The organism is Rhizobium sp. L1K21 (assembly GCF_024055895.1).
Lineage (GTDB): Bacteria > Pseudomonadota > Alphaproteobacteria > Rhizobiales > Rhizobiaceae > Ensifer_A.
The window spans coordinates 839966-862577 of record NZ_JAMXLE010000001.1 but is presented as its reverse complement, the minus strand read 5'-3'; the positions used below and the strand labels follow the sequence as shown (position 1 = coordinate 862577).

General features: G+C 56.0%; 19 protein-coding genes. 16 read left to right on the top strand and 3 right to left on the bottom strand.

Going from position 1 to position 22612, the window contains the following annotated elements:
- Nucleotides 1-3: 3 nt before the first annotated feature.
- Genes NHF56_RS04055 through NHF56_RS04035 form a run of 5 tightly spaced genes read left to right on the top strand, consistent with a single transcriptional unit; the run spans nt 4 to nt 5051 of the window.
- Nucleotides 4-1920, top strand: a complete 1917-nt coding sequence (locus NHF56_RS04055) for an ATP-binding protein (protein WP_252801798.1) — start codon at nt 4-6, stop codon at nt 1918-1920.
- Nucleotides 1901-2239, top strand: coding sequence for a type II toxin-antitoxin system RelE/ParE family toxin (locus tag NHF56_RS04050; protein ID WP_306431139.1), 339 nt, complete (start codon nt 1901-1903; stop codon nt 2237-2239). The genes NHF56_RS04055 and NHF56_RS04050 overlap by 20 nt, the downstream gene beginning before the upstream one ends.
- The gene (locus NHF56_RS04045) at nt 2236-2643 is read left to right on the top strand and encodes a helix-turn-helix domain-containing protein (protein WP_252801795.1); all 408 of its coding nucleotides are present in this window, start codon (nt 2236-2238) and stop codon (nt 2641-2643) included. The genes NHF56_RS04050 and NHF56_RS04045 overlap by 4 nt, the downstream gene beginning before the upstream one ends.
- 1 nt (nt 2644) lies before the next feature.
- The gene (locus tag NHF56_RS04040) at nt 2645-3943 is read left to right on the top strand and encodes a DUF6638 family protein (protein ID WP_252801793.1); all 1299 of its coding nucleotides are present in this window, start codon (nt 2645-2647) and stop codon (nt 3941-3943) included.
- Entirely contained in the window at nt 3936-5051 is a 1116-nt protein-coding gene (locus NHF56_RS04035) for a DUF2333 family protein (RefSeq protein WP_252801792.1), read from the top strand. Before NHF56_RS04040 ends, NHF56_RS04035 begins: the two co-directional genes overlap by 8 nt.
- 74 nt (nt 5052-5125) lie before the next feature.
- On the opposite strand, the gene NHF56_RS04030 is transcribed toward NHF56_RS04035, so the two are convergent.
- The gene (locus NHF56_RS04030) at nt 5126-5521 is read right to left on the bottom strand and encodes a cytochrome c family protein (RefSeq protein ID WP_252801790.1); all 396 of its coding nucleotides are present in this window, start codon (nt 5519-5521) and stop codon (nt 5126-5128) included.
- A gap of 128 nt (nt 5522-5649) precedes the next feature.
- Entirely contained in the window at nt 5650-6231 is a 582-nt protein-coding gene (locus NHF56_RS04025; RefSeq protein WP_252801788.1) for a thymidine kinase, read from the bottom strand.
- Between the two features lie 204 nt (nt 6232-6435).
- Here NHF56_RS04025 and choX point away from each other — a divergent pair, with 204 nt between their 5' ends.
- The 6 genes from choX (at nt 6436) to NHF56_RS03995 (ending at nt 14617) form a co-directional block, all read left to right on the top strand.
- Nucleotides 6436-7377, top strand: a complete 942-nt coding sequence (choX, locus tag NHF56_RS04020) for a choline ABC transporter substrate-binding protein (protein WP_252801786.1) — start codon at nt 6436-6438, stop codon at nt 7375-7377.
- 80 nt (nt 7378-7457) lie between these two features.
- The gene (gene choW / locus NHF56_RS04015) at nt 7458-8339 is read left to right on the top strand and encodes a choline ABC transporter permease subunit (protein WP_252801785.1); all 882 of its coding nucleotides are present in this window, start codon (nt 7458-7460) and stop codon (nt 8337-8339) included.
- Nucleotides 8336-9373: a choline ABC transporter ATP-binding protein gene (gene choV / locus NHF56_RS04010; RefSeq protein WP_252801784.1), complete on the top strand. Its 1038-nt coding sequence runs from the start codon at nt 8336-8338 to the stop codon at nt 9371-9373. The genes choW and choV overlap by 4 nt, the downstream gene beginning before the upstream one ends.
- On the top strand, nt 9370-10101 hold the full coding sequence (locus NHF56_RS04005) for a HugZ family protein (protein ID WP_252801783.1): 732 nt from the start codon (nt 9370-9372) through the stop codon (nt 10099-10101). Before choV ends, NHF56_RS04005 begins: the two co-directional genes overlap by 4 nt.
- 119 nt (nt 10102-10220) lie before the next feature.
- Nucleotides 10221-10538: a metalloregulator ArsR/SmtB family transcription factor gene (locus NHF56_RS04000; RefSeq protein WP_252801782.1), complete on the top strand. Its 318-nt coding sequence runs from the start codon at nt 10221-10223 to the stop codon at nt 10536-10538.
- Between the two features lie 440 nt (nt 10539-10978).
- On the top strand, nt 10979-14617 hold the full coding sequence (locus tag NHF56_RS03995; protein ID WP_252801781.1) for a response regulator: 3639 nt from the start codon (nt 10979-10981) through the stop codon (nt 14615-14617).
- A 284-nt stretch (nt 14618-14901) separates the two neighbouring features.
- Here the strand turns inward: NHF56_RS03995 and ade are convergent, their stop codons facing one another.
- Nucleotides 14902-16599 (bottom strand): adenine deaminase, encoded by a 1698-nt coding sequence (ade, locus tag NHF56_RS03990; RefSeq protein ID WP_252801779.1) that lies wholly within the window; start codon nt 16597-16599, stop codon nt 14902-14904.
- Between the two features lie 358 nt (nt 16600-16957).
- On the opposite strand from ade, the gene NHF56_RS03985 reads away from it, so the two are divergent.
- From NHF56_RS03985 to NHF56_RS03965, 5 genes are all read left to right on the top strand, one after another.
- Nucleotides 16958-18301 (top strand): DEAD/DEAH box helicase, encoded by a 1344-nt coding sequence (locus NHF56_RS03985; RefSeq protein WP_252801777.1) that lies wholly within the window; start codon nt 16958-16960, stop codon nt 18299-18301.
- A gap of 288 nt (nt 18302-18589) precedes the next feature.
- A complete protein-coding gene (locus NHF56_RS03980; protein ID WP_252801775.1) occupies nt 18590-19999 on the top strand; it encodes a circularly permuted type 2 ATP-grasp protein in 1410 nt (469 codons plus the stop codon).
- A 14-nt stretch (nt 20000-20013) separates the two neighbouring features.
- On the top strand, nt 20014-20952 hold the full coding sequence (locus NHF56_RS03975) for an alpha-E domain-containing protein (protein WP_252801773.1): 939 nt from the start codon (nt 20014-20016) through the stop codon (nt 20950-20952).
- A 20-nt stretch (nt 20953-20972) separates the two neighbouring features.
- Entirely contained in the window at nt 20973-21797 is an 825-nt protein-coding gene (locus tag NHF56_RS03970) for a transglutaminase family protein (protein WP_252801771.1), read from the top strand.
- Nucleotides 21794-22549 carry a pentapeptide repeat-containing protein gene (locus NHF56_RS03965; RefSeq protein WP_252801769.1) on the top strand — a complete coding sequence of 252 codons (756 nt, stop codon included), beginning with the start codon at nt 21794-21796 and terminating at the stop codon, nt 22547-22549. Before NHF56_RS03970 ends, NHF56_RS03965 begins: the two co-directional genes overlap by 4 nt.
- The last annotated feature ends 63 nt before the right edge of the window (nt 22550-22612 follow it).

Sequence of the window (22612 nt, the reverse complement as noted above, 5' to 3'; positions counted from 1 at the left end):
ATCATGGCGCTCAATGCAGGCCTCACCACGATCCACGAAGACGATATCGCCAAACATCAGGCAGCCGCACAATCGCTGGTGACGCGCATGGTGATCATTGAAGCGGATGATCCGGGCGCGAAAAGTGCGCTTGCCGGCACAGGTCGCCGTTTCATTTCCACTGTGTCTTCCACGCCAACGCGCCGCACCCGCGAGGTGGAACTCGCCCGGACAATCCAGTCCATTCCCCCCGGCGATCCGTTGATGACCATTGCGCAGCACACGCTGCTCTATCGCGCCCGGCGTGGCCTGCAGATTGCGCTGGCCATAGCCGATGTCTTCGCCGAACAGACCGATCTGGAAACGCTCAAAAGCCGCAATGCATCAGCTCCACTCGCCGGGGATGAGGCAACACGGTTCAAGTCACTCCTGGCCGCATCCGCCTATATCGCAGCCTTCACCTTTAGTGCCTATCTCGGTGTTAAAATCGATGGCGAAACGGAGCCGGTCAACGACACGCATGAGCCGGATTTCCTGTTCGACACGCCGCAGGATGCGCTGAAATCGCTGATCTCCGGCCTCGACAAGGCTATTGCCGGTTCGCCCGACGAAACCGCCATGACGGCCCGCGCCAAAGCCTTCGTGCGTGAGGCCCTTGAGGGACTGATTTCCCGCAAGGCGCGCTTCACCAGTCTGGCGAGCTTCGAAAACACCCATATTCGCATCGATCAGGATGATTTCGATCTGAACGGCTTCGATGTCGCACCCGGCACCAAGCGCAAGCCGCTGGTGATGAGCTTCAAGAAACCGAACGAAATCATCGGCAATCACATCGCCAAATATCAGGCGCTCAAGCTTGCCAAGATGCTGATGGCCTACGATTTCGACCGGCAGATGAACCCGTTTGTCGAGCTCGGTGGCTTCCTCTTCACCTTCATCGGCGACGGTAATCCGGGAACCGGCAAGACGATCCTGATCCAGATGATCGCGGGCCTGCTGAACGATTATTGTGAGGTCGCGGGCTATGCTTTCCATTATGAAAATTTCGGCGTCGACCAGATTTCTTCCTATCAGGGAAAATCCGGTCAGAACGCCAAGGAATTCATCAACAATGTAATGAGCCCGCGCGCCATCGGCTTCGGCACGATTGACGATATCGACCAGGTGGCCGCCAAACGCTCCGACGACCGCGCCTCTGCCGGTCAGCAGGAAGTAACCGCAGTGCTGATGGAGAGTTTCGCCGGTGCATCCACCGTTGTGCGCGGCAATTGCTCTTTCGGCATGTTCTCCAACTATCCCGAAAATGTCGATGATGCGCTGCGCCAGCGCGCAGGTGCCCGCTGGCTGGTGGACGGCCCGCAAACACGCGACGACTATATTGACATATTCGCCCTGCTTGCCGGCAAGAACCACAGGATTCCGCTGGGCGATCATGAACTTTTTGCCGCTCAGCAAATTCAAAAGGCGGTGTCGGAAGCCTATTCGAGCTACACGCGCCCGCAGGAAGAAGGCTTACGCGCCGTCTGGGATACTTTCGAGAAGGAAATCGGCGCGGTCAAGACGCTTGCCGATATCGGCACCTATCTCCATCGCATCAAACAGGCCGAGCCACGCTTCACCGGTCGCGCCATCAAGAACATCACCGATGCCATCAAGATGCGCACCATGGATGTGGAATTACCGGACGAATGGTTCGAAACCCCGGAATCCTTTATGCACAAACCCTACGATGAGAAGAAGGCCATGATCGAGGCGCTGCGCGGACCGATCACCATCGATATCGTGCTGCAGGAAATCAACCGCTACGCTGACAGCGAATTCCGCTACACAGATAAGTCAGACGACGCAGCAGTCTCAGAGATCATCCGCCGCGAACGCCAGCGCGAGAAGGCCATCCGCGAAATCGAGACCATGAAGAAGGATGGGAGGTGGCAGGTGTAGCAGAAATTCGCTTTTAGCGAATTATATTGAAAGTCTTGCTGGAGCGGCTATAGTGCAGAAAACTATTATATATAGTCGGGAAGCCAGCAAAAACCTGAGCAGGATGCCAGCCAATGACGCAAAACGCATCAGATCGAAAATGGCACAATACGCCAATGACCCGGCATCGCTTGCCAACAATATCAAGAAGCTTCAGGGCGGATATTATTACAGGCTGCGTATCGGTGACTGGCGGGTGATTTTCAAGGAAGACGGCACTGTGGTCGATGTTGTCCGGGTTGCGCCCCGCGGCGACGTTTATAAGGGAATAGACCTATGAATAAGGCAGTTTCTTTCGTCTCGCCAGGTGGCGAGGAATTGATCGTTTTGACCAGAGCACAATATGACGCCTTGATTGAGCGGATCGAAGATCTGGAGGACATGGAAGCAATCCGCCGCCATGAGGCGCGCGTTGCGGCAGGTGAAGAGGAACTTGTCCCCGCCGAATACGTCAGCCGCATGATTGATGGCGAGAGCCCTGTGCGCGTGTGGCGCGACTTTCGCGGGCTGACGGCAAAGGAACTGGCGGCGAAGGCAGGACTGAGCCCCGCATATCTCTCAGAAATCGAAACCGGCAAGAAAGACGGCAGCATTGCCGCGTTGAAATCGATCGCGGATGTCTTGAAACTCGACCTCGACGACCTGTACTGGAATCGCGAAGAAAAAGGACCGAGTGAAGAGTAGCATGCAGCGCCTCCTGGAAGCCGAACTGATTTATGGACGCCTGCTCACCATTTCCGAGCCGCATCTTGTCGAGCGTTATAACAAGGCGATGAAAGGCTTTGGCCTGCCGGAAACCAGGCTCAGCGAATTCGAAATCGACATGACCGGCTTTTCGCCGCAAGTGGCGTCCGAGCTCAACGACAAGGACTATCTTGACCCGCTCAAGGTGAACCGCCGTTTCATCATCATGACCCCGGATCAGGAGAACCTGCCGGTGGTGCATACGAGTTTTTCCAACACCGCCGGCCTGATGCACGAATTTTACGAGGCCAATGCGCGAGCGATTTCCGCAGTCACCATCCGCGATGCGCTCTATGGCGAGATCGAGGATAGCGTCGCCAAGGTCGATACACTTGAAGACCTACTCAAGATCAATGAAGTCTCTTTTCGTGTCCTCTCTGCAGAAGACATTTTGAGCCGGGCCGCGGAGTTGCGGGGTCTCGTCGATCGGCTGAAGGCCGAACCGGATGCATGGCGCGACGATGCCATGCTGAACCGCATGGTGGAGCTGGCCAAAAAGACCGGCGACATACGCGAAAACAAGCTGGTCCCCGACCAGCTCGTCTTCCGTCACGAAAGCTACTGGGCCAACCACTTCGGTGGCGTTTACATTTTCCACGAAGGCCGCGACGCGACCGTGATCTGCGACAAGGATGCGCCCGGCTTCCGGCGCTCGCGCCCGTGGCAGGTGAGCTATATCCCCATCGACGATCATAAGCGCGTCTTTGAATTCCTCATGCGTTCGGGCCGCATAGAACTGCCGCGCGGCTCCTGGGCGGCAGCCACCGGCCTTTTGCAGCACCGTGCCAACATGACGCTGGAAGGGCTGATCCGCGAGACCGTGGCCGACGCAGACTTCAAGGCCAGCGATCCGATCTGGCGCCAGACATGGCTCTCGCGCCACGTCGGATTGGTCGCGGAGGAAGGCTCCTACCCGTTCCTTCAGGATCTTAGCCGCAAACTCGCGCAGACCGGTCAGGCCAATATCAACGACATTCCACACAAATGGCGTTTTCTCGCCGTGCGCGCAAAGCCCGATCATCCCGATTTCTGGCTTGTCGGTCGCCTGATTGCGCAGCTGACACCGCGCGACTATGTATCACGCTTTGTGTTTGACAAGCAGGGCTTCTACGATAGCTATGAGCACTTCGGCGAAATGTTCAGGGAACATGTTGTCAGCACGCTCGCAGACACATATCTGAAAGACAAGAAAACATTCCGCCAGCGGCTATACGGTATTGGAGGCCCTACCCATGCTTGATCCCATCATCATGTTTTTCGAAGGGATGTTTCTGCGCATCGGCCGTGCCTTCGGCATCTTCATAAGCTGGCTTGCCTGGCCCTTTGTTGCCATCACCCGCTGGTTTCGCGGTCGCCATTGGGTGATCAAGGGACCCATTGCGCTGGTGCTGATCGGCCTCGCGCTACTGTACGGCTACTTTATCGTGCAGGCGGAAAGCTGGACGAACTTCAACGCCGCCTATCCCGATAAATATGAATTTTCAAAACGTACAGCTTCTGCCGGGGAGCAGCTGACAGGCGACGCTTCCGGCAGGAAGTGTGAAAATTCAGGCATCGTGGCAGTAACGGCGGATCTTATCGATTTCAACGTCAATCAGAACGCCTGGATCTCCTCCATGATTGCCTACAAGATGGGGCTCTTCGGTCTCGACTGGGACGACACGCCCTTCCTCGACAACAAGGCAAGCTTCCAGCGCGGCATCAACCAGGCGCTTCGCCGCACAGCTGTCGAACTGGTGGATACGCTCGGCCGTGTGCGCGGCACATCGGCGGTCAACAGCGACCTTCAGAACGCCCGCGGCAATCTGCAGTTCGATGAATATACCTGGTATTTTGGTTTGAGCCCCTTCGGACCCAAGACCCCCTCACCGAGCTTCTACCGCTCGGCCATGAAGGATCTGCGCAAGTTCAATTCATCGCTTGAAAATTGCGATGCCGTATTTGATGGTCGCGCCGATAACCTGATGAGCTTCCTTGATCGCATTGCCAACGACCTGGGCTCGACCTCCGACATTCTGCGCGAACGGTCCGAAAACTACAGCTCCGGCTGGTTCGACACACGCGCTGATGACCGCTTCTGGTTCGCCTACGGCCAGCTTTACGCCTATTACGGCATTCTCGAGGCTGCCCGTTCCGACTTCTCCAATGTCGTGCGTGAACGCAATGTCGGCTCTCTTTGGGATCGCCTGGACAAGCAGTTTCAGTCTGCCTTGAGAATTCAGCCCGCCATTATCTCCAACGGCAGTGAAGACGGCTGGATCATGCCGACCCACCTCGCCACAATGGGCTTTTACATTCTGCGCGTGCGCGCCAACATCACTGAAATCCGCGACGTGCTCGACCGGTAGAGCATCCACCATACAAATGAAAAAGCCGCCCGGAATGTCCTGGGCGGCTTTCTTTACCTTGGAATTCGGCTGGCTTATTTCAACGTCGCCAGATAGGCGATCACGTTTTGAACGTCCTCGTCCTTTGTCAGCTTGAAGGTCATCTTTGTCTTGCCGCCCTCGACCTTGTCCTTGATATAGGCCTTCGGGTCCTTCAGATATGCAGCAAGTTCTTCTTCGCTCCAGACAGCGCCCTGTTCGCCGAGCTTTGTGTAAGACTCGTCATACTTGTAGCCATCCACGGCACCAACAGTGCGTCCGACAACGCCGAACAGATTGGGGCCAACCTTGTTCTTGCCATCCTGCTCGAACGTATGACAGGCAACACATTTCTTCGCCACCTTCTCGCCTGCTGCAGCATCGCCAGCGGCTTGAGATACGCCGGCAGACAGCGCGAGACAGCCAAACGTGATAAGAATTTTCTTCAGCATCAATTCCCCTTTCCAGGTTTCAATCATGATTGCCAAGGCACAATCATTGGCATAAGCAGCCTGTATCACAAAACTGCTATCATACCGTTGCTACTAAAGCTCGAATTGCAACTGCGCCTTGACGGAAATCAATCGCAGCGCATTTTGTCTTCCCAGTGGCGGCGACAAAACGACACATATTTTTCGTTTCCACCGATATCGATCTGCGCGCCTTCCTTGATGACATTTCCATTTTCATCAAGCCTGGCGACCATTGTCGCTTTGCGCCCGCAGTGGCAGATCGTGCGCACCTCACGCAACTCGTCGGCAATCGCCAACAACTCCCGTGAGCCCGGGAAAAGCTTGCCCTGAAAATCGGTTCTGAGACCATAGGCCATGACGGGAATTTTCAACCGGTCTGCAACGCGTGCCAACTGCCAGACTTGTTCAGCAGTGAGAAACTGCGCTTCATCCACAAAGACACAGGCAATTTCACCCTCAGCATGCATGCGCGCGATCATCGAAAAAAGATCGTCGCCGTTGTCAAAAGCAATCGCGTCGGATGAAAGGCCGATACGCGAGGAAACCGTTCCCTTGCCCGCCCTTTCGTCGATGGCAGCAATGAGAATCACCGTCCGCATGCCCCGTTCCCGATAGTTATAGGACGCCTGCAGCAGGTTTGTTGACTTGCCGGCGTTCATTGCGGCATAGGAAAAGTAGAGTTTGGCCATGGTTCACCTCCCCTTTTCCATGCGGCCATCCGTGCGAAAAGCCAAGCGCGCACCTCGAAAAACCACAGCAATTTGCATCGACAACCTCAATGCGACAGAAACTGCATCATTTGCGAAATGCACCTTAACAGTTGCCAAAAAGCCCTTGATATTACCGGGCATTGATGTTTCGTTAAGCCAACTTCAAAGAGGGAGAACAATCAAATGTTCATGAAATTCGCTGGAAAATCCGCTCTGGCAGCCGCCGCTTCCGTCCTTGTGCTGAGCATTGCCTCTGCCAATGCAGCAGAGCCGGAAAGCTGTGGCACCGTTCGCTTCTCCGATGTCGGCTGGACCGATATCACGGCAACAACGGCAGCAACATCAGTCGTTCTTGAAGCTCTCGGCTACGAAACAAAAACCGAGTTGCTCTCTGTGCCGGTAACCTACACGTCCCTGAAGAACAAGGACATCGACGTCTTCCTCGGCAACTGGATGCCTTCCATGGCCGCTGACGTTCAGCCTTTCCTCGACGACAAGTCCGTTGAATCCATCACCGAAAACCTCACTGGCGCAGGCTACGGCATTGTCGTGTCGCAGGATGCTTTCGATGCTGGCGTCAAGTCGCTTTCAGACCTCGAAGCGAATGCCGACAAGTTTGATGGAAAGATCTACGGGATTGAGCCCGGAAACGACGGCAACCGTATCATTCTCGACTGGATCAAGGATGGTTCGCTGGCGAATTTCGAACTGGTGGAATCTTCGGAAGCCGGCATGATCTCTCAGGCACAAAAGGTTATGAAAAACGGCGAATGGGTGGCCTTCCTCGGCTGGACACCCCACCCCATCATGGGGGCTATGGATATCGCCTATCTGGACGGAATGGGCGACAGCGGTTTTGGCGCGGCGACAGTGCACACCAATGTTCGTCAAGGCTATCTCGAAGAATGCCCCAATGTCGGGCAATTCCTCAAGAACCTGAAATTCACCCTGGACATGGAAAACGTCATCATGGGCAAAATTCTCGATGACGGCGAGGATGCCAAGGTGGCCGCCACCGAATGGCTCAAGGCCCATCCCGATGCCTACGCCTCATGGCTGGAGGGTGTTACGACCAAAGACGGTGGAAATGCAGCAGAAGCCGTCAAGTCGGCGCTTGGCAGCTGATCAGGCCAAACACAAGAGGGCGGGATTAATCCCGCCCTTCCTCATTGCGCAAAAAACAATTTCTCTCAGGGGCGACAAAGGTGGATTTTCTGACCGACAACAAGGTGCCGATCGGCAAGTGGGCTCAATGGGCCGTAGACTGGCTCACAGACAGCGCGGGCTGGTTTTTTGATGCGCTTTCGTCGTTCTTACGCGTCGTTATCGATGCGCTTCTTCTTGTTCTCCAAGGTCCCGAATTCGTCACCCGAAGCGCGAATGGAGAAATATATTACGCTCTGTTTGTCATCGTTCTGATTTCGGCACTCGCCTGGTTCATGCGACGCTCCGTTTCTGTTGTCGTTCTGACGGCGCTTGGTCTCCTGCTGATCGTCAATCAGGGATACTGGGAAGAAACGACGGACACTCTGGCGCTGGTTTTGGCCGCAACTGCCGTGTGCATGTTGATCGGTGTGCCGCTGGGCATTGCTGCTGCGCGCCGGCCCTGGGTTTACGCAATCCTCCGGCCCATACTGGATCTCATGCAGACGATCCCGACCTTCGTTTATCTCATCCCGGCTTTGATTCTCTTTGGTCTCGGCATGGTCCCCGGTCTGATCGCGACCGTTATCTTCGCCATCCCCGCGCCGGTGCGGCTCACGCGGCTTGGCATCATATCCACGCCAGGCTCCTTGGTCGAGGCGGCCGAGGCGTTTGGCGCAACTCCATCGCAGGTGCTGCGCAAAGTGGAACTTCCCTTTGCCCTGCCTCAAATCATGGCTGGCCTCACCCAAACCATCATGCTCTCGCTCTCCATGGTCGTCATCGCGGCCCTCGTGGGAGCCAACGGACTTGGCGTTCCCGTTGTCCGCGCTCTCAACACCGTCAACATTGCCAAAGGCTTCGAAGCAGGCCTGTGCATTGTTATATTGGCCATCATTCTTGATCGCCTCTTCAAGGTTTCCGGCGAAGGAGAAGGTGCATGACCGCGGTCGTTTTTAAGAATGTCAGCATCGTCTTCGGCGACCGTCCGGAGCGCGCCCTTGCATTGGCCGACGAGGGGAAAAACCGCGATGAGATCAGCGCCGAGACCGGCTTGGTTCTGGGCGTCGCCGACGCGGACCTGACAATTGAGGAAGGCGAAATCGTCGTGCTCATGGGCCTTTCCGGCTCTGGCAAGTCGACCCTGCTGCGCGCCGTCAACGGACTTGCACCTGTGGTTAGAGGCAGCGTGGAGGTGCAAACCAAAGACGGCCCGGTCAATCCCTACACATCAGGCGCAAAGGCCTTGCGCAACCTTCGCATGCACACCGTGTCGATGGTGTTTCAGCAATTCGGCCTCCTGCCCTGGCGAACCGTGGCCGACAATGTCGGCTTCGGTCTGGAACTGGCCGGCGTTTCTGAAAAAGAACGTGAAAAGCAGGTCGCCGAACAGCTTGAACTCGTCAATCTTTCGCAATGGAAAGACCGCAAGGTCAACGAGCTTTCCGGCGGCATGCAGCAGCGCGTGGGCCTTGCTCGCGCATTTGCGACCGGCGCGCCAATTCTCTTGATGGATGAGCCTTTTTCGGCTCTCGACCCGCTGATCCGAACCAGGCTTCAGGACGAGTTGATCGAATTCCAGAGCAGACTGAAAAAGACCATCATCTTCGTGAGCCACGATCTCGACGAAGCCTTCCGCATCGGAAATCGCATTGCGATCATGGAAGGCGGACGCATTGTTCAGTGCGGCACGCCTCAGGAAATCGTCAAGAACCCCGCCAACCAGTATGTCGCCGAGTTCGTGCAGAACATGAATCCGATCGCCATGCTTTCGGCAGCAGATATCATGCGCCCTGGTCCCTCTGACGGCCCGGTCTCGGCAACGGCCAGGTCTAACACGCCGCTGGAGGATATATTGGGCGCGATGGCCGATAAGCCGGGCGATGTGGGCATTGTCGATAACGGCAAGATTATCGGTACGATTTCGGCTCAGGACATTGTCGCCGGACTGACAAAACACAAACGGCGAGAGGCATGAGTGAGAAGATCAATCCGATAAGGGAAACAGATGAAGACGCGCGCCGGCAAGCTCGGCTTCTCTTGCGCGGTTCACCCTTCGGGTCGATTGCTGCTCTTGATCCTGAAACCGGATATCCCAATTGCAGCCGGGTTTTGCTTGGCACCGCTCCCGACGGCATGCCTGTCATACTCATCTCACGGCTATCGGCGCACACAAAGGCGCTGCTTTCCGATGCTCGCGCCTCACTCTTGGTGGGAGAACCCGGCAAGGGCGATCCCCTCGCCTCGCCAAGGCTGACCATCCAGTGCGATGCTCTTCCCGTGGCCCGGCAGAGCGAAGATGACCGCACCATTCGCGCCCGGTTCCTGAGACGTCACAAGAAGGCCGCGCTATACGCCGATTTCGCAGACTTCCTCTTCATGCGACTACGACCATTAAGAGCCAGCCTCAACGGCGGTTTCGGGAAGGCCTACGCTTTGACTGAAAACGACCTGGCAATCGACTCCGATGCGACGACCATGATGGCTGATTACCAGGACAAACTTCTGGAAATTGCAAATCGCGACTGGAAAAATCGCGACCACGAAGATTCGCGACTAGGGAACTATGTCGTCTGCTCTCTTGATCCGGAAGGATTTGACCTGAGGCGCGGCAGTCAGTTCTTACGGTTGGCTTTTCAAAAAACCATGAAAACAGAAGGTGTGAAAAACATCCTGAAAAGCGGCTTTTTCGCCGATTATACATAAGTTTGCCGATATACAATTTTACATACTTGGGTTATTCTCGGGCGGGGATTTTTTTGCCAATTTTTTGTAAAGTTTGCTGGAAAGTCCCACACATTATAGATGTGAGGGAATCGGTACATATGGACTTGAAATTTCTACACGATAATACAGACCCGGCCTCGGAGTTCCTCTCCGCAATGGCCAACGCAAAAAGACTTCTGATTTTATGCAATCTTGTTGAGGCAGAGATCACGGTGGGGGCGCTTGCCGACAAGATTGGTCTCAGCCAATCGGCACTTTCTCAGCACCTATCAAAACTCAGAGCCATGGATCTTGTCGCGACCCGTCGCGATGCGCAAACCATCTATTACTCGTGCACTGACGAGCGCGTTCACGAAATGCTGCAGACACTGAACGGTATCTTCGAGAAGGGTTCCTGCGGCAAGTCTGCCGCGTGAAAAGCCGTGTTCTTTTCGAGGTTCCTGAAAAAGAAGTGGCCTGTGCCATCTTAAAAGATGACACAGGCCAACTCTGCCGCCGGTCGTTAGAAACATATGAAAGCCAATCTGTTTTGCCCTTCGATTGGTGCTTTCAGCCGCTGTAGCAGGTCAATATTCATTATTCGCCATCCAAAGCAACAAGCTTTGGAAAGCGGCTTGTGTCGCTTTGATGACATGACAAACTTGTCCGGACCTGTTCATTTTGGATGGCAATAGGCAGGCTGCCAAAAGACCGCCCAATATCAAGCATCGCATCCAGGTTGCAAAAACAAACTTTTCATCCTCTGAACGCACTTCCGCTTGCATGGTTAACCCTTCGTTATCGTGCGTAGTGTTAAGGATTGGCGCTAAGCATGATCCACATTACCGCATACCGGTGACACCCGAGGGAAGAGCGCGTGAACCAGAGAGAGAAATTGCTGGAACTTGCATGCGAGCGCATCCACAGGCTTGACAAGCCGGCCTGCATCAAGAGCTCGGAGCTCGTTCATATCGAGGTCAACACAGCCTATGCCCGACTGTTCGGCCAATCACCGCAAGCCTTTCCCGGAAAACGGATCGGTTTTTTTGATGCAGCTTTCGTCGGCAGCGAGCGGGAAATAGCCGAGCGCCGCTGCATCGTCTTCGGTGAGGAGACACGCACCAGGGCCAAGGTCGGCACAGCCGAAACGGAATATGACATTATCGCGGAGCAGTTCGTCACGGAACATGGCGGGATATTCCTGTTCGAATATATGGAACCGCTGGAAAGCGCGCCCGCAATACAGGCCGCAAATGATACCTACGTGGCACCCAGGCGCACGCCGACAAACGAGAGCGAAGAGTATCTCTTGCGTGTGATCAAGGATGCGGCGGATGGGATTGATGTCGCGCTGTTCATTCTGTCACCCGATAATCGCCTGATCTACGCGAACGATGCTTTCAAGGCACTTGCAAAGGAAGATCACTTTCCCACCGAGGTCGGCATCTCAATACGCGATGCCCTTATCACCCTCGCCCATGAACATGCCGGCAAGGACGGTTGCCCATCGACACCAGACGAAATCGACGACTGGGTGGAGAGGCGGCTCGACGACCTGAATCAGACCCATTCGGAAAGCATCATCAAGCTGAGCGGCGGCCGGCACATCCGTGCAACCAATCACCGAATGGCAAACGGATATCTGGTCGCGGTGAGGATTGACGTCACCGAAAGTGCAGAACGCGAAGCACTTTTGAGCGAAAGCTACACCGAACTCAGCCTTTTCAAGACTTTCCTCGACAATGTTCCGGTCGCCACCTTTGCCCGCGACGAAAATCACCGCATGATTTACGTCAACGAGACTTATTGCAAGATCGTAGGAAGATCGGCCGAGGAGCTTGTCGGCACCACACTTGAGGATCTCTTTGGCGAAGAGGCTGACAAATACCGCCGATCCAATGAGAGCCTGGCCCGGAACGGCGGCGTCTGGACGGGCGAGGAGACGATCCCGTGCGCCGGAGGCAAACAGACCGACGTCATCAAAAAGCTGATGTGGCTTACCCTTGCCGACGGCAGGCGGATCATGACCGGCTCAATGACCGATATTTCAACAATCAAGGAGCGCGAGGCCGAAGCCGAAGCAGCCAGACGGCGCGCGGAAATGGCCGAGCAAAGACTTGAAGCGGTGATGGATGCGGTCAATTTCGGCATTCTCGTCATCAACCAGGAAACATTCCAGATCGAGATGGCCAACAACGCGATCAACGAAAACTGGGCCGCCGCGGAGCTAGGCGAACTGGAAAGCCGAACCTTCGTCGAGCTTCTGGACTACAATTTTAAAGTCGGCCGATACAATTTCACCGAACAGGAATTCGCAGCCTACAAAGCAAACTGGTTGGAAGACATCCGCCAGAACAGCGAAATGCCGGAAAAGCTCATTCAGCCAAACAATGGCAAACATTTCATCGTGAAGGGCAAGCCGATCGGTGAAAATCGTTTCATGCTCACCTACAATGATATTTCCGAATTGCGCCAGCGCGAAGTGGAGATCATTTCAGCGCGCGCTAAACTTTCGGAAACCGGGAAGCTGATGAACGAGGCACTGTCCTCCATGCAACAGGGCTTTGTCGTCGCCGATTCTCGTATGCGCATCCTCGTAAGCAATGGAGCGGCCCAGAAGATGCTCTCCCTGCCCGACGGACTGACCGATCCAGGCCACAAATGGACGGATCTCATGGAGTATTGCGTTGGGCAGGGTTATTTCACTGAAAGCATGGAAGAATTGACCGAGCGTTGGCGCGAGTGCCGCGCGAGCAGCGTACCAATGCATATGGTCGCCCAGGTCGATAACCAGCGATGGGTGCGCCTCGAAATCAAGGCCTCGCCCGACGATTTGCGTGTTATCACCATGACGGACATTACCGAAGAGCGGGAGCGCCAGAAGAACCTGGAACAGCTGGTCGCCCGCGCTGAAACCGCCGACCGGGCCAAATCCGAATTCCTGGCCAATATGAGCCACGAAATCAGAACCCCGATGAACGGCATTCTCGGCATGGCTGAACTGCTGGCGAAATCGGAGATGGACAACAAGCAGAAGACCTTCACCGATGTGATCGTGAAATCCGGCAATGCACTGCTGACGATCATCAACGACATTCTGGATTTTTCCAAGATCGATGCCGGTCAGATGAAACTGCGCGAAGGCGTGTTCGATCCTCTTGAAGCTGTCGAAGATGTGGCCACGCTGCTGTCCGCTGCGGCCGCCGAAAAAGATGTCGAGCTGATCATCAAAAGCAGTCCCGATCTGCCGGAGAGAATTCACGGCGACGCCGGCCGGTTCCGCCAGATCGTCACCAACCTGGTCGGCAATGCCGTGAAATTCACCGAAAAAGGCCATGTTCTGATTGTTCTCTCATGCGAAGAACAAGACGGCGAGCCCATGCTGAAGTTGGATGTCAACGACACCGGCATCGGTATCCCTGAAAACAAGCTCGGCGATATTTTCGAAAAGTTTTCACAGGTCGACGGATCGTCCACGCGCCGGCACGAGGGAACCGGTCTCGGCCTCGCCATCACGGCGGCCCTCATCAATCTGTTCGGAGGCACCATTGATGTCACAAGCAAGATGGGTTCAGGGACCACATTTTCCACCCGGCTTCCCCTGAAAGCTGCGGAAGGTGCAAGGCTACGCAAAACCTCAATCGGGCATCCAGGCGCCCGCATTCTTGTCGTTGATGATAATGAGGTGAACCGGACCATCCTGATCGAGCAATTGAACAGCTGGGGCTACGATGCCTGCGCGGCCGAAGACGGTCCCCAGGGGCTCGCGGTTCTGGACGCCGCACAGGGACTTCAAGTGCCGGTCCATCTGGCTATCCTGGACTATCACATGCCCGGCATGAATGGTGTGGAACTGGCACGTGCAATCCGCCAGAACGCGTGGTTCGATGACATGCCCATCATGTTTTTGACGTCAATGGACATGGCGGCAGATGAGCAGCGGTTTGCAAATTTGAACGTTCAGGCCCATCTCATGAAGCCGGCTCGGGCTCAGCTTTTGAAAACAACCATTTCCGAGGTTCTCAGCAGCCCGATCGCCAAGTCCGCCACAGGCTCTGCGGAACATGCCGAGACAAGTCCTGCATCACAGGAAGGCGAAGCGCCTGCCGTTGGCGGCGCTTACGTGGACCTGCTGGTCGCCGAGGACAATGAAGTCAATCAGATTGTCTTCACGCAGTTTCTGCAACAGACACGCTATAAATTTCACATTGCACCGAACGGCCTGGACGCTTTCGAGTTCTGGAAAAAGCACCACCCGTCGCTTATCCTGATGGATGTCTCGATGCCCATCATGAACGGCCATGAGACAACCCGAAAAATAAGGGCGCTCGAGGAGGAGCTTTCGCTCCCGCGCACACCGATTATCGGTGTGACAGCGCATGCGCAGGAAAGCGACAAGGAATTGTGCCTTGCTGCCGGCATGGATGACTATATGTCGAAACCCATCAGCCCCGAACGTCTGCAGGACAAATTGCGCCGCTGGATGCCCGCCGGCGAGAGCCGCAAACAGGCCTGATAGAGCAACGGGCGATAATATTGATCCATTCTGTTGGCCCAAACCGGTTCGTTCCACGAGGAGAAGGGTGCAGGCTGTAGCCAAAGCTACAGTCAAACCCTTCGACGCTGTGGCGGGCCGGTTTCGGCCAACCCTTCGGGCGGCACCAATTTCCGCCATCATCGTCGGCCTTCACCTCGACTGTACCTGCGGGTACAGCCTTCGGTAAAGTCCTCGATCCTGACGGAAATTCCTTGCCGCAGAATGGCTTAATATTATCGCCCGATGCTCTGGCCGCGCACCCGTCAGCCGATAATGGCAAACTGATCCACATCCACCAGACCGCGATCCGAAATCTTCAGATGCGGGATGACCGGCAGCGGCAGAAAGGCCAGTTGCAGGAACGGTTCATCCAGCGTCGCGCCGAGATTGAAGGCCGCCTTTCTCAAATCTTTGAGGATATCGCGAACCGTTTCGTAAGGTTCCAGACTCATCAGACCCGCAATTGGCAAGGCGATCTCGCCTGTCACCTTGCCATTTTCCACCACGACAAAACCGCCATTGATATCGGACAGACGGTTGACGGCGACAGCCATATCCTCATCGCTTGCCCCCACCACGCAGATATTGTGGCTGTCATGTCCAACCGTTGAGGCAATCGCTCCCCTCTTCAGACCAAAACCCTGAACGAAGCCGTTCGCGTGATTTCCGTTCTTGCCATGACGCTCAACCACGGCAACTTTGAGAATATCCCGCTCAAAGTCCGCTGTTGTCTCATTGCCCACCACCGGCAGGCGGTAACGCCTGTGTTCGGTGATGATCTTGCCGGGCATGACCCCGATGACCGAACTCTCGCCCTCCGTTGCGGGGATCACGAAATCAGCGGCCTGCACTTCGCGGGCCTTGACACTTTCCAATCCCACAGGAGCCACAGATTTGCGGCTGGCAAAAAGCGCATCGGTGACCAGTCGCCCGGCAGCAAACACCATATCAGCATGGCACCCCTCAAGACTGTCGATCACCACCAGATCGGCTCGCCAGCCGGGCGCTACAAGCCCGCGATCACGAAGACCGAACGCCCTTGCCGCAGAGATTGAGGCCGCCCGATAAATCGCCAGCGGCTCCACGCCGCGCGCAATCGCCGTTCGGATCAGGTAATCGAGATGGCCCTGCTCCGCGATATCGAGCGGATTGCGGTCGTCGGTGCAAAGCGCCAGAAAGGGCGACAGCCGCTCGGTAATGATGGGAATCAGCGCTTCAAGGTCTTTGGAAACCGAGCCCTCGCGCACAAGGATATGCATCCCCTTGCGGATCTTCTCCATCGCTTCGGGGACATTGGTCGTCTCATGCTCAGTGCGCACCCCGGCAGATAGATAGCCGTTGAGGTCATAGCCGCTCAAGAGCGGTGCATGCCCATCAATATGCCCGCCTTGGAAGGCCTCGAGCTTGGCCATGCAGATCGGGTCCTTGTGGACGACGCCTGGAAAATTCATGAACTCCGCAAGGCCGATAACCTTGGGATGGCCCCGATATGGCAGCAGCTTTTCGACCGGCAGATCGGCTCCGGATGTTTCCAGATGGGTCGCCGGAACGCAGGAGGAAAGCTGAACGCGAATATCCATGATGGTTTCGAGTGCTGAGTTCAGGAAATACTCAATGCCCGTTGCCCCCAGCACATTGGCAATTTCATGCGGATCGCAAATCGCAGTGGTCACGCCATAGGGCAAAACACAGCGGTCGAACTCGTGCGGTGTCACGAGTGAGCTTTCAATATGCAGATGCGTATCAATGAAGCCGGGAACCACGATCCGCCCCGATACGTCGATTTCGGTTTCCCCTTCGTAGTCACCACATGTGCCAACGACGGTGTCGCCGCAGATGGCAATATCGGAAGCGACAAGCGCACCGGTCACGAGATCGAAAAACTGTCCGCCTTTGAGAACAATATCCGCTTTCTGGCGACCAGTACCCTGATCAATCCGGCGCTCGAGCGAAGAAACCATTGAAATGCCTTTGTCTTTATTCTCAATCCGTAAAGGTTAGCCTGCCGGCTGCCAAAGCTCAACAGGATTGGACAGCGCCGATGCAAGCGAAAGGAAATGCTTGACAAACGGCGCGATTAATAGGACAAGCTGGCCAGCTTATCTATTGCAGGCCGCAGCGTGAGCGGGCCGCCGTCCAACAAAAAACGGCAATTGAACCAGGCGCGTAAGAAACCGAATACGGCACGCGCCTCTAAGCAAATCTTGAAACTCACAAGTTCCCATTTCACGCGGGGTTCTTGACGCTGAACGCAACCGGAAACCAAACCCTGGGCTTCCGGCATTTGCTGTTTTGCGCACGCCTCGAAAGGTATATATTTTGACGAAGTTTTCCGATTTGGGCCTCGGCCCGAAAAACCTGGCAGCTCTTGAAGCGCTGAACTTCTCCGAACCCACCCCCATCCAGAAACAAGCCATTCCTGTCGTTCTCTCTGGCCGCGACCTGATCGGCCTCGCCCAGACCGGCACCGGCAAGACCGCCGCTTTCGGCCTGCCGCTGATTGAACACCTGCTGCGCGACGAAGCACAGCGCGAGCCGAAGGCTGTCCGTGCGCTGATCCTGGCTCCGACGCGCGAACTCGTGACCCAGATTGCGACCAACCTGAAGGCGCTCGTGCGCCAGACGAAACTCAAGGTCAACATCGTTGTCGGCGGCGCCTCCATCAACCGCCAGACCGAAGTGCTGGCACGCGGCACCGACATTCTGGTGGCAACGCCTGGACGTCTGATCGACCTGACCGAACGCCGCGCCTTGAACCTGACGGCCACGCGTTACCTCGTCCTGGACGAAGCCGATCAGATGCTCGACCTCGGCTTCATCCACGACCTGCGCAAGATCGTCAGACTGGTGCCGAAGAAGCGCCAGACCATGCTGTTCTCGGCCACAATGCCGAAAGCCATAGCCGATCTGGCCGCAGACTATCTGACCGATCCGGCAAAGGTGGAAGTCAACCCGCCCGGCAAGGCTGCCGACAAGGTTGAGCAGTTCGTCCATTTCGTGGCTGGACGCGACCAGAAGGCGCAAATTCTGCGCGACACGCTAAAGGAAAATCCCGACGGCCGCTCGATCGTTTTCCTGCGCACCAAGCACAGTGCTGAAAAGCTGTCCAAGCACCTGATTAATATCGGCTTTGCCGCTGCCTCCATCCACGGCAACAAAAGCCAGGGCCAGCGCGAACGGGCATTGAAGGCGTTCAAGGACGGTGAGGCACGCGTGCTGGTGGCAACCGATGTTGCAGCCCGCGGGATCGATATTCCAGGCGTTACCCACGTTTACAACTACGACCTGCCCACGGTGCCGGACGCCTATGTTCACCGCATCGGTCGCACCGCGCGCGCCGGTCGCGACGGCATTGCCATCGCATTCTGCGCACCGGACGACATCAAGCTGCTGCGCGATATCGAAAAGCTTACCGGCATCGCACTGACTGTTGCAAGCGGCGAGCCACCGGCAAACGAACGCCCGGCCAAATCCGCACAACCTGCACGCCGTCGTGGACGTGGCGGACAGCAGGCCAAGAGCGAGGGCGGCGAACGCGCACCCGGTCAACAGCGCCCTGCACGCAACAAGAACAAACGGCGTGCAAACGCAGGCGGCAACAACAATACAAATCGCCGCCGGCCGAACCGCAACGCCGAGCGCCGCCAGTCCGGCGCGAACTGACAGAAAAAGCGCCGGGCAGCCTGATGCTGACCGGCGCTTCCCGGCTGCAAGGATGAACGCACCTAACGGACTGCCCAAATTTTACGCAGCAAAGCCAAACGTGTAACAGGGCCTGCCACAAAGCAGGCTTTTTTTTCATCATTTTTTGCCAGAAGCGATATGAGTATCTAAATTTACTATTTATATCAGTGGCTTAATCGAAGCATACGTTTTCCGCTAAAACTGTGCATGCTTCTTGCATTCCCTCTCGTGTTGTATTCAAATGAAAAAAACAGAGGGAACAAAGCATTGGCATTCGATGAAATGTTGAATGCGGGATCCGCGCCCAGGGAACCATACAAAAACTATTACGAATGGTATTCCGCACAGGAACCCGGTAGCCTGATGGTCAAATCGAGAGATGCCGAAAACATCTTTCGCAAGACCGGCATAACCTTCGCAGTCTACGGACACGAAGATTCCTCCGAGAAACTCATCCCCTTCGATCTCATCCCCCGGATCATCGCAGCCAATGAATGGCGAAAACTGGCCCAAGGCATCGAACAGCGCGTGATGGCGCTGAATGCTTTTCTGGATGACATCTACCACAAGCAGGAAATCATCAAGGCAGGCCGCCTGCCCCGCGAACTGATCGAAAGAAACGACGCGTTCCTGCCCGAAATGATCGGCATGCGCCCGCCTGGCGGCGTCTATACGCACATCGTCGGTACCGATATCGTGCGCACTGGCGAAGACCAGTTCTACGTTCTGGAAGACAATGCGCGCACGCCGTCCGGCGTTTCCTATATGCTGGAAAACCGGGAAACGATGATGCAGATGTTCCCCGATCTGTTCCAGCGGAACCGGGTGCGCCCGGTGGAAGATTATCCCGCCCTCTTACGCCAAAGCCTGGAATCACTGGCACCACCCGGTTGCGACGGCAGGCCGCGCGTCGCCGTTCTCACACCCGGCATCTACAATTCCGCCTTTTACGAGCATGCCTTTCTGGCCGATCAGATGGGTGTGGAACTGGTTGAAGGCTCCGACTTGCGCGTGATCGACGGCAAGGTCTGTATGCGCACGACATTGGGCTACAAGACGATCGACGTTCTCTATCGCCGTGTGGATGACGACTTCCTTGATCCGCTCACCTTCCGCCCAGATTCCGCGCTTGGCATTCCCGGCATCATGGATGTCTACCGCGCCGGCAATATCACCATTGCCAATGCGCCCGGCACCGGCATTGCCGACGATAAGGCCATCTATTCCTACATGCCCGAAATCGTCGAGTTCTACACCGGCCGCAAGGCCCTCCTGGAAAACGTGCCGACCTGGCGCTGTTCGGAGCCCGACAGTCTGAAATATGTGCTGGAACACCTCGAAGAGCTGGTGGTGAAGGAAGTGCATGGTTCAGGTGGTTACGGAATGCTGGTTGGCCCCACGGCCACGAAGAAGGAACGTTCTGACTTTGCCGCCAAGCTCGCCGCCAAGCCCAACAACTACATTGCCCAGCCAACGCTGTCGCTATCTACGGTGCCAATCCTGGTGAAAAACGGGATCGCACCACGCCATGTCGATCTGCGCCCCTTCGTGCTGGTCTCGAAAAACATTCAGATCATCCCTGGTGGCCTGACCCGTGTCGCGTTGAAGGAGGGGTCGCTCGTCGTCAACTCCTCGCAAGGCGGCGGCACGAAGGACACCTGGGTTCTGGAAGATTGATGAGAGGCTGACACATGCTGGGAAGAACTGCAAACGGCCTCTACTGGATGTTCCGCTATATCGAGAGAGCCGAAAATATCGCCCGTCTTCTGGATGCGGGCCTGAGAATGTCACTGACCCATTCATCCGGAGAACAGGGTGATTGGGAGGGCGTGCTGCAAAGTGCAGGCATGCACACCGCCTATAGCGAGTCCTATGACGACGTGACGAGCGTGGATGCTGTTGATTTCATGCTGAGGGGCAAGAACAACCCGTCCAGCATCATGCACTGCATCGATTCGGCGCGCAGCAACGGCCGCATGGTGCGCACTGCGCTGACCCGCGAATGCTGGGAAGCCACGAACGAATTCTGGATCGACATGAAGCAACTGCTGGCGCGCCGGGTTCGCCAGCAGGATCTGCCCGCCGTGATCGGCAGCATCAAGCAGCGGGCCGGCCTCGTGCGTGGCGCGTTTCACGGCACCACGCTTCGAAACGACGGCTATAATTTCGCCCGCATGGGAACGTTCATCGAGCGGGCTGACAACACGGCACGTATTCTCGATGTGAAATATTACGTGCTCCTGCCCTCGCTCTCCCATATCGGCTCGTCGCTGGACAACGTTCAGTGGGAATCGATCCTGCGGTCGGTCTCGGCCTACCGCGCTTTCGGCTGGGCCTATGATGGCGAAATTACCCCGGCCCATATCGCCGATTTTCTCATCCTGAACAGCCAGATGCCGCGCTCGCTGGCTTATTGTTATGAAAAGATGTGCTCAAACCTCGGCTATCTGGCCAAACAATATGGCCAGACGATTAAAGCCCATGACACCGCGGCCGCGACCTTGAAATCGCTGCAAAAGGGTTCGATTGAAGAAATCATGGATCAGGGCTTGCACGAATTCATCGAAGAATTCATCCACCACAACAACAAGCTTGGCCTGGAAATTTCCGAAGGCTATCGCTTTTACTGAGAACGACGGACCTTGAAGCGATGCGACTGAAAATCAGCCACACGACGGAATATGTTTACAGTGAACCGGTCCAGCACTCGCTGCAACGCCTGCGCCTGACACCGGAAACCGGACCGACCCAGAATGTGATCTCCTGGGAGACCAAGGTTGAAGGGGCCGAGCCGGAGGTTTTCTACATCGACCAATACGGCAATCGCACTGAACTGGTCTCCACCAACGGCGACCAGCACGTCATCCGCATCACAGCAAATGGCGAGGTGGAAACGCTTGATCGCAGTGGCGTTTTCGGCCAGCATAAATCTTTCGCCCCGTTGTGGCTTTTCCGCCGCGAAACGCCGCTGACGAAAGCCGGCAAGCTGGTGCGCGATCTTGTAAAGACACTGGAGCCGGGTGACGAGCTCGCCCGCATGCACTCCCTGATGGCCGCCATCCACGAAAAGGTGGCCTATGTGCCAGGCACCACGACCTCGGCAACATCGGCAGAACAGGCGCTGGAACAGAAATCCGGCGTTTGCCAGGATCACGCGCACATCTTCATTTCGGCAGCGCGTAGTCTGGGTCTGCCGGCCCGCTATGTGTCCGGATACCTGATGATGCCGGAACAGCAGGAGCAGACAGCAAGTCATGCCTGGGCCGAGGTGCACCTGGAGGGTCTGGGCTGGGTTGGCTTCGATCCGGCAAACAATATTTGTCCCGACGAGCATTATGTGCGGATCGCCAGCGGCCTTGATTACCGGGATGCAGGCCCGATTTCAGGCATGGTCACCGGCATTTCCGGCGAGGATATGAAGGTGACGATCAAGGTCGAAGAACAGGGGCAAAGCCAGAGCCAGAGCCAAAGTTGAGCGCCGACCAGAAACCGACCGTGTCCAACCAACTGCCCACCTGGTTAATACCCGGTAGCGCGCTAATCAGTGATGCTGTGCTCGATAAGAAAGATCGGGAAGATGCGCTTGTTGCGGACAAGACATTTCGGAACAGCCGATTTTGCGACTGCGTTCTCGAACTCTCAACGTTCCAACGTTGCAACTTCATCAACTGCGATTTCAAAGGCTGTTCATTCAAGGAAGCGGTTTTCGAAGATTGCCATTTCTGCGAAGACGAAACGGGCTCGGTCTGGCGCTATTGCGAGCTCTCCAAGGCAAGCTTCCGGCGCTGCAACATTTCGCTCAACAAGTTCATCGGCTGCGAGGCCTATGGTTTGACGCTGGAGGATTGTTCGGCCCAGGGCGTCAAGTTCGACCTGAACGTTCACCGCAAAATCGCCACCAAAACGATGTTCGGTGGCCTGACCGCGGAAAAATGCAAGCTGCAATATGCCGACTTCTCATCAATGGACCTGACGGAAAGCCGCCTGGAAAGCTGCGACCTTCGCGACGCCAATTTTGCCGGCTGTGGTCTCAGTCATGCAAGTCTGCGCGGTTCGGCGCTGAACAATGCTGATTTCAGCGAGGCCGTTCTGGATGGCGCAATTCTGGCGCATGCGAGTTTCGACCAGATCGATTTCGCCGCCATGGGTTCTCACCGCAGGGTGGTTGTCAGCAGCGACCAGCACGAAAATATTCTCGCCTCAATGGGGATCGTGACGCTGGATTAAACCACCTATCGAGAGCGGCGCAAAAAACAAAAAAGGCCAAGCAACCATTTGCCTGACCTTCCT

Coding starts and splice junctions, on each gene's coding strand:
- NHF56_RS04055 (WP_252801798.1), top strand. CDS start 4: ATGGCGCTCAATGCAGGCCTCACCACGATCCACGAAGACGATATCGCC.
- NHF56_RS04050 (WP_306431139.1), top strand. CDS start 1,901: ATGGGAGGTGGCAGGTGTAGCAGAAATTCGCTTTTAGCGAATTATATT.
- NHF56_RS04045 (WP_252801795.1), top strand. CDS start 2,236: ATGAATAAGGCAGTTTCTTTCGTCTCGCCAGGTGGCGAGGAATTGATC.
- NHF56_RS04040 (WP_252801793.1), top strand. CDS start 2,645: ATGCAGCGCCTCCTGGAAGCCGAACTGATTTATGGACGCCTGCTCACC.
- NHF56_RS04035 (WP_252801792.1), top strand. CDS start 3,936: ATGCTTGATCCCATCATCATGTTTTTCGAAGGGATGTTTCTGCGCATC.
- NHF56_RS04030 (WP_252801790.1), bottom strand. CDS start 5,521: ATGCTGAAGAAAATTCTTATCACGTTTGGCTGTCTCGCGCTGTCTGCC.
- NHF56_RS04025 (WP_252801788.1), bottom strand. CDS start 6,231: ATGGCCAAACTCTACTTTTCCTATGCCGCAATGAACGCCGGCAAGTCA.
- choX (WP_252801786.1), top strand. CDS start 6,436: ATGTTCATGAAATTCGCTGGAAAATCCGCTCTGGCAGCCGCCGCTTCC.
- choV (WP_252801784.1), top strand. CDS start 8,336: ATGACCGCGGTCGTTTTTAAGAATGTCAGCATCGTCTTCGGCGACCGT.
- NHF56_RS04005 (WP_252801783.1), top strand. CDS start 9,370: ATGAGTGAGAAGATCAATCCGATAAGGGAAACAGATGAAGACGCGCGC.
- NHF56_RS04000 (WP_252801782.1), top strand. CDS start 10,221: ATGGACTTGAAATTTCTACACGATAATACAGACCCGGCCTCGGAGTTC.
- ade (WP_252801779.1), bottom strand. CDS start 16,599: ATGGTTTCTTCGCTCGAGCGCCGGATTGATCAGGGTACTGGTCGCCAG.
- NHF56_RS03975 (WP_252801773.1), top strand. CDS start 20,014: ATGCTGGGAAGAACTGCAAACGGCCTCTACTGGATGTTCCGCTATATC.
- NHF56_RS03970 (WP_252801771.1), top strand. CDS start 20,973: ATGCGACTGAAAATCAGCCACACGACGGAATATGTTTACAGTGAACCG.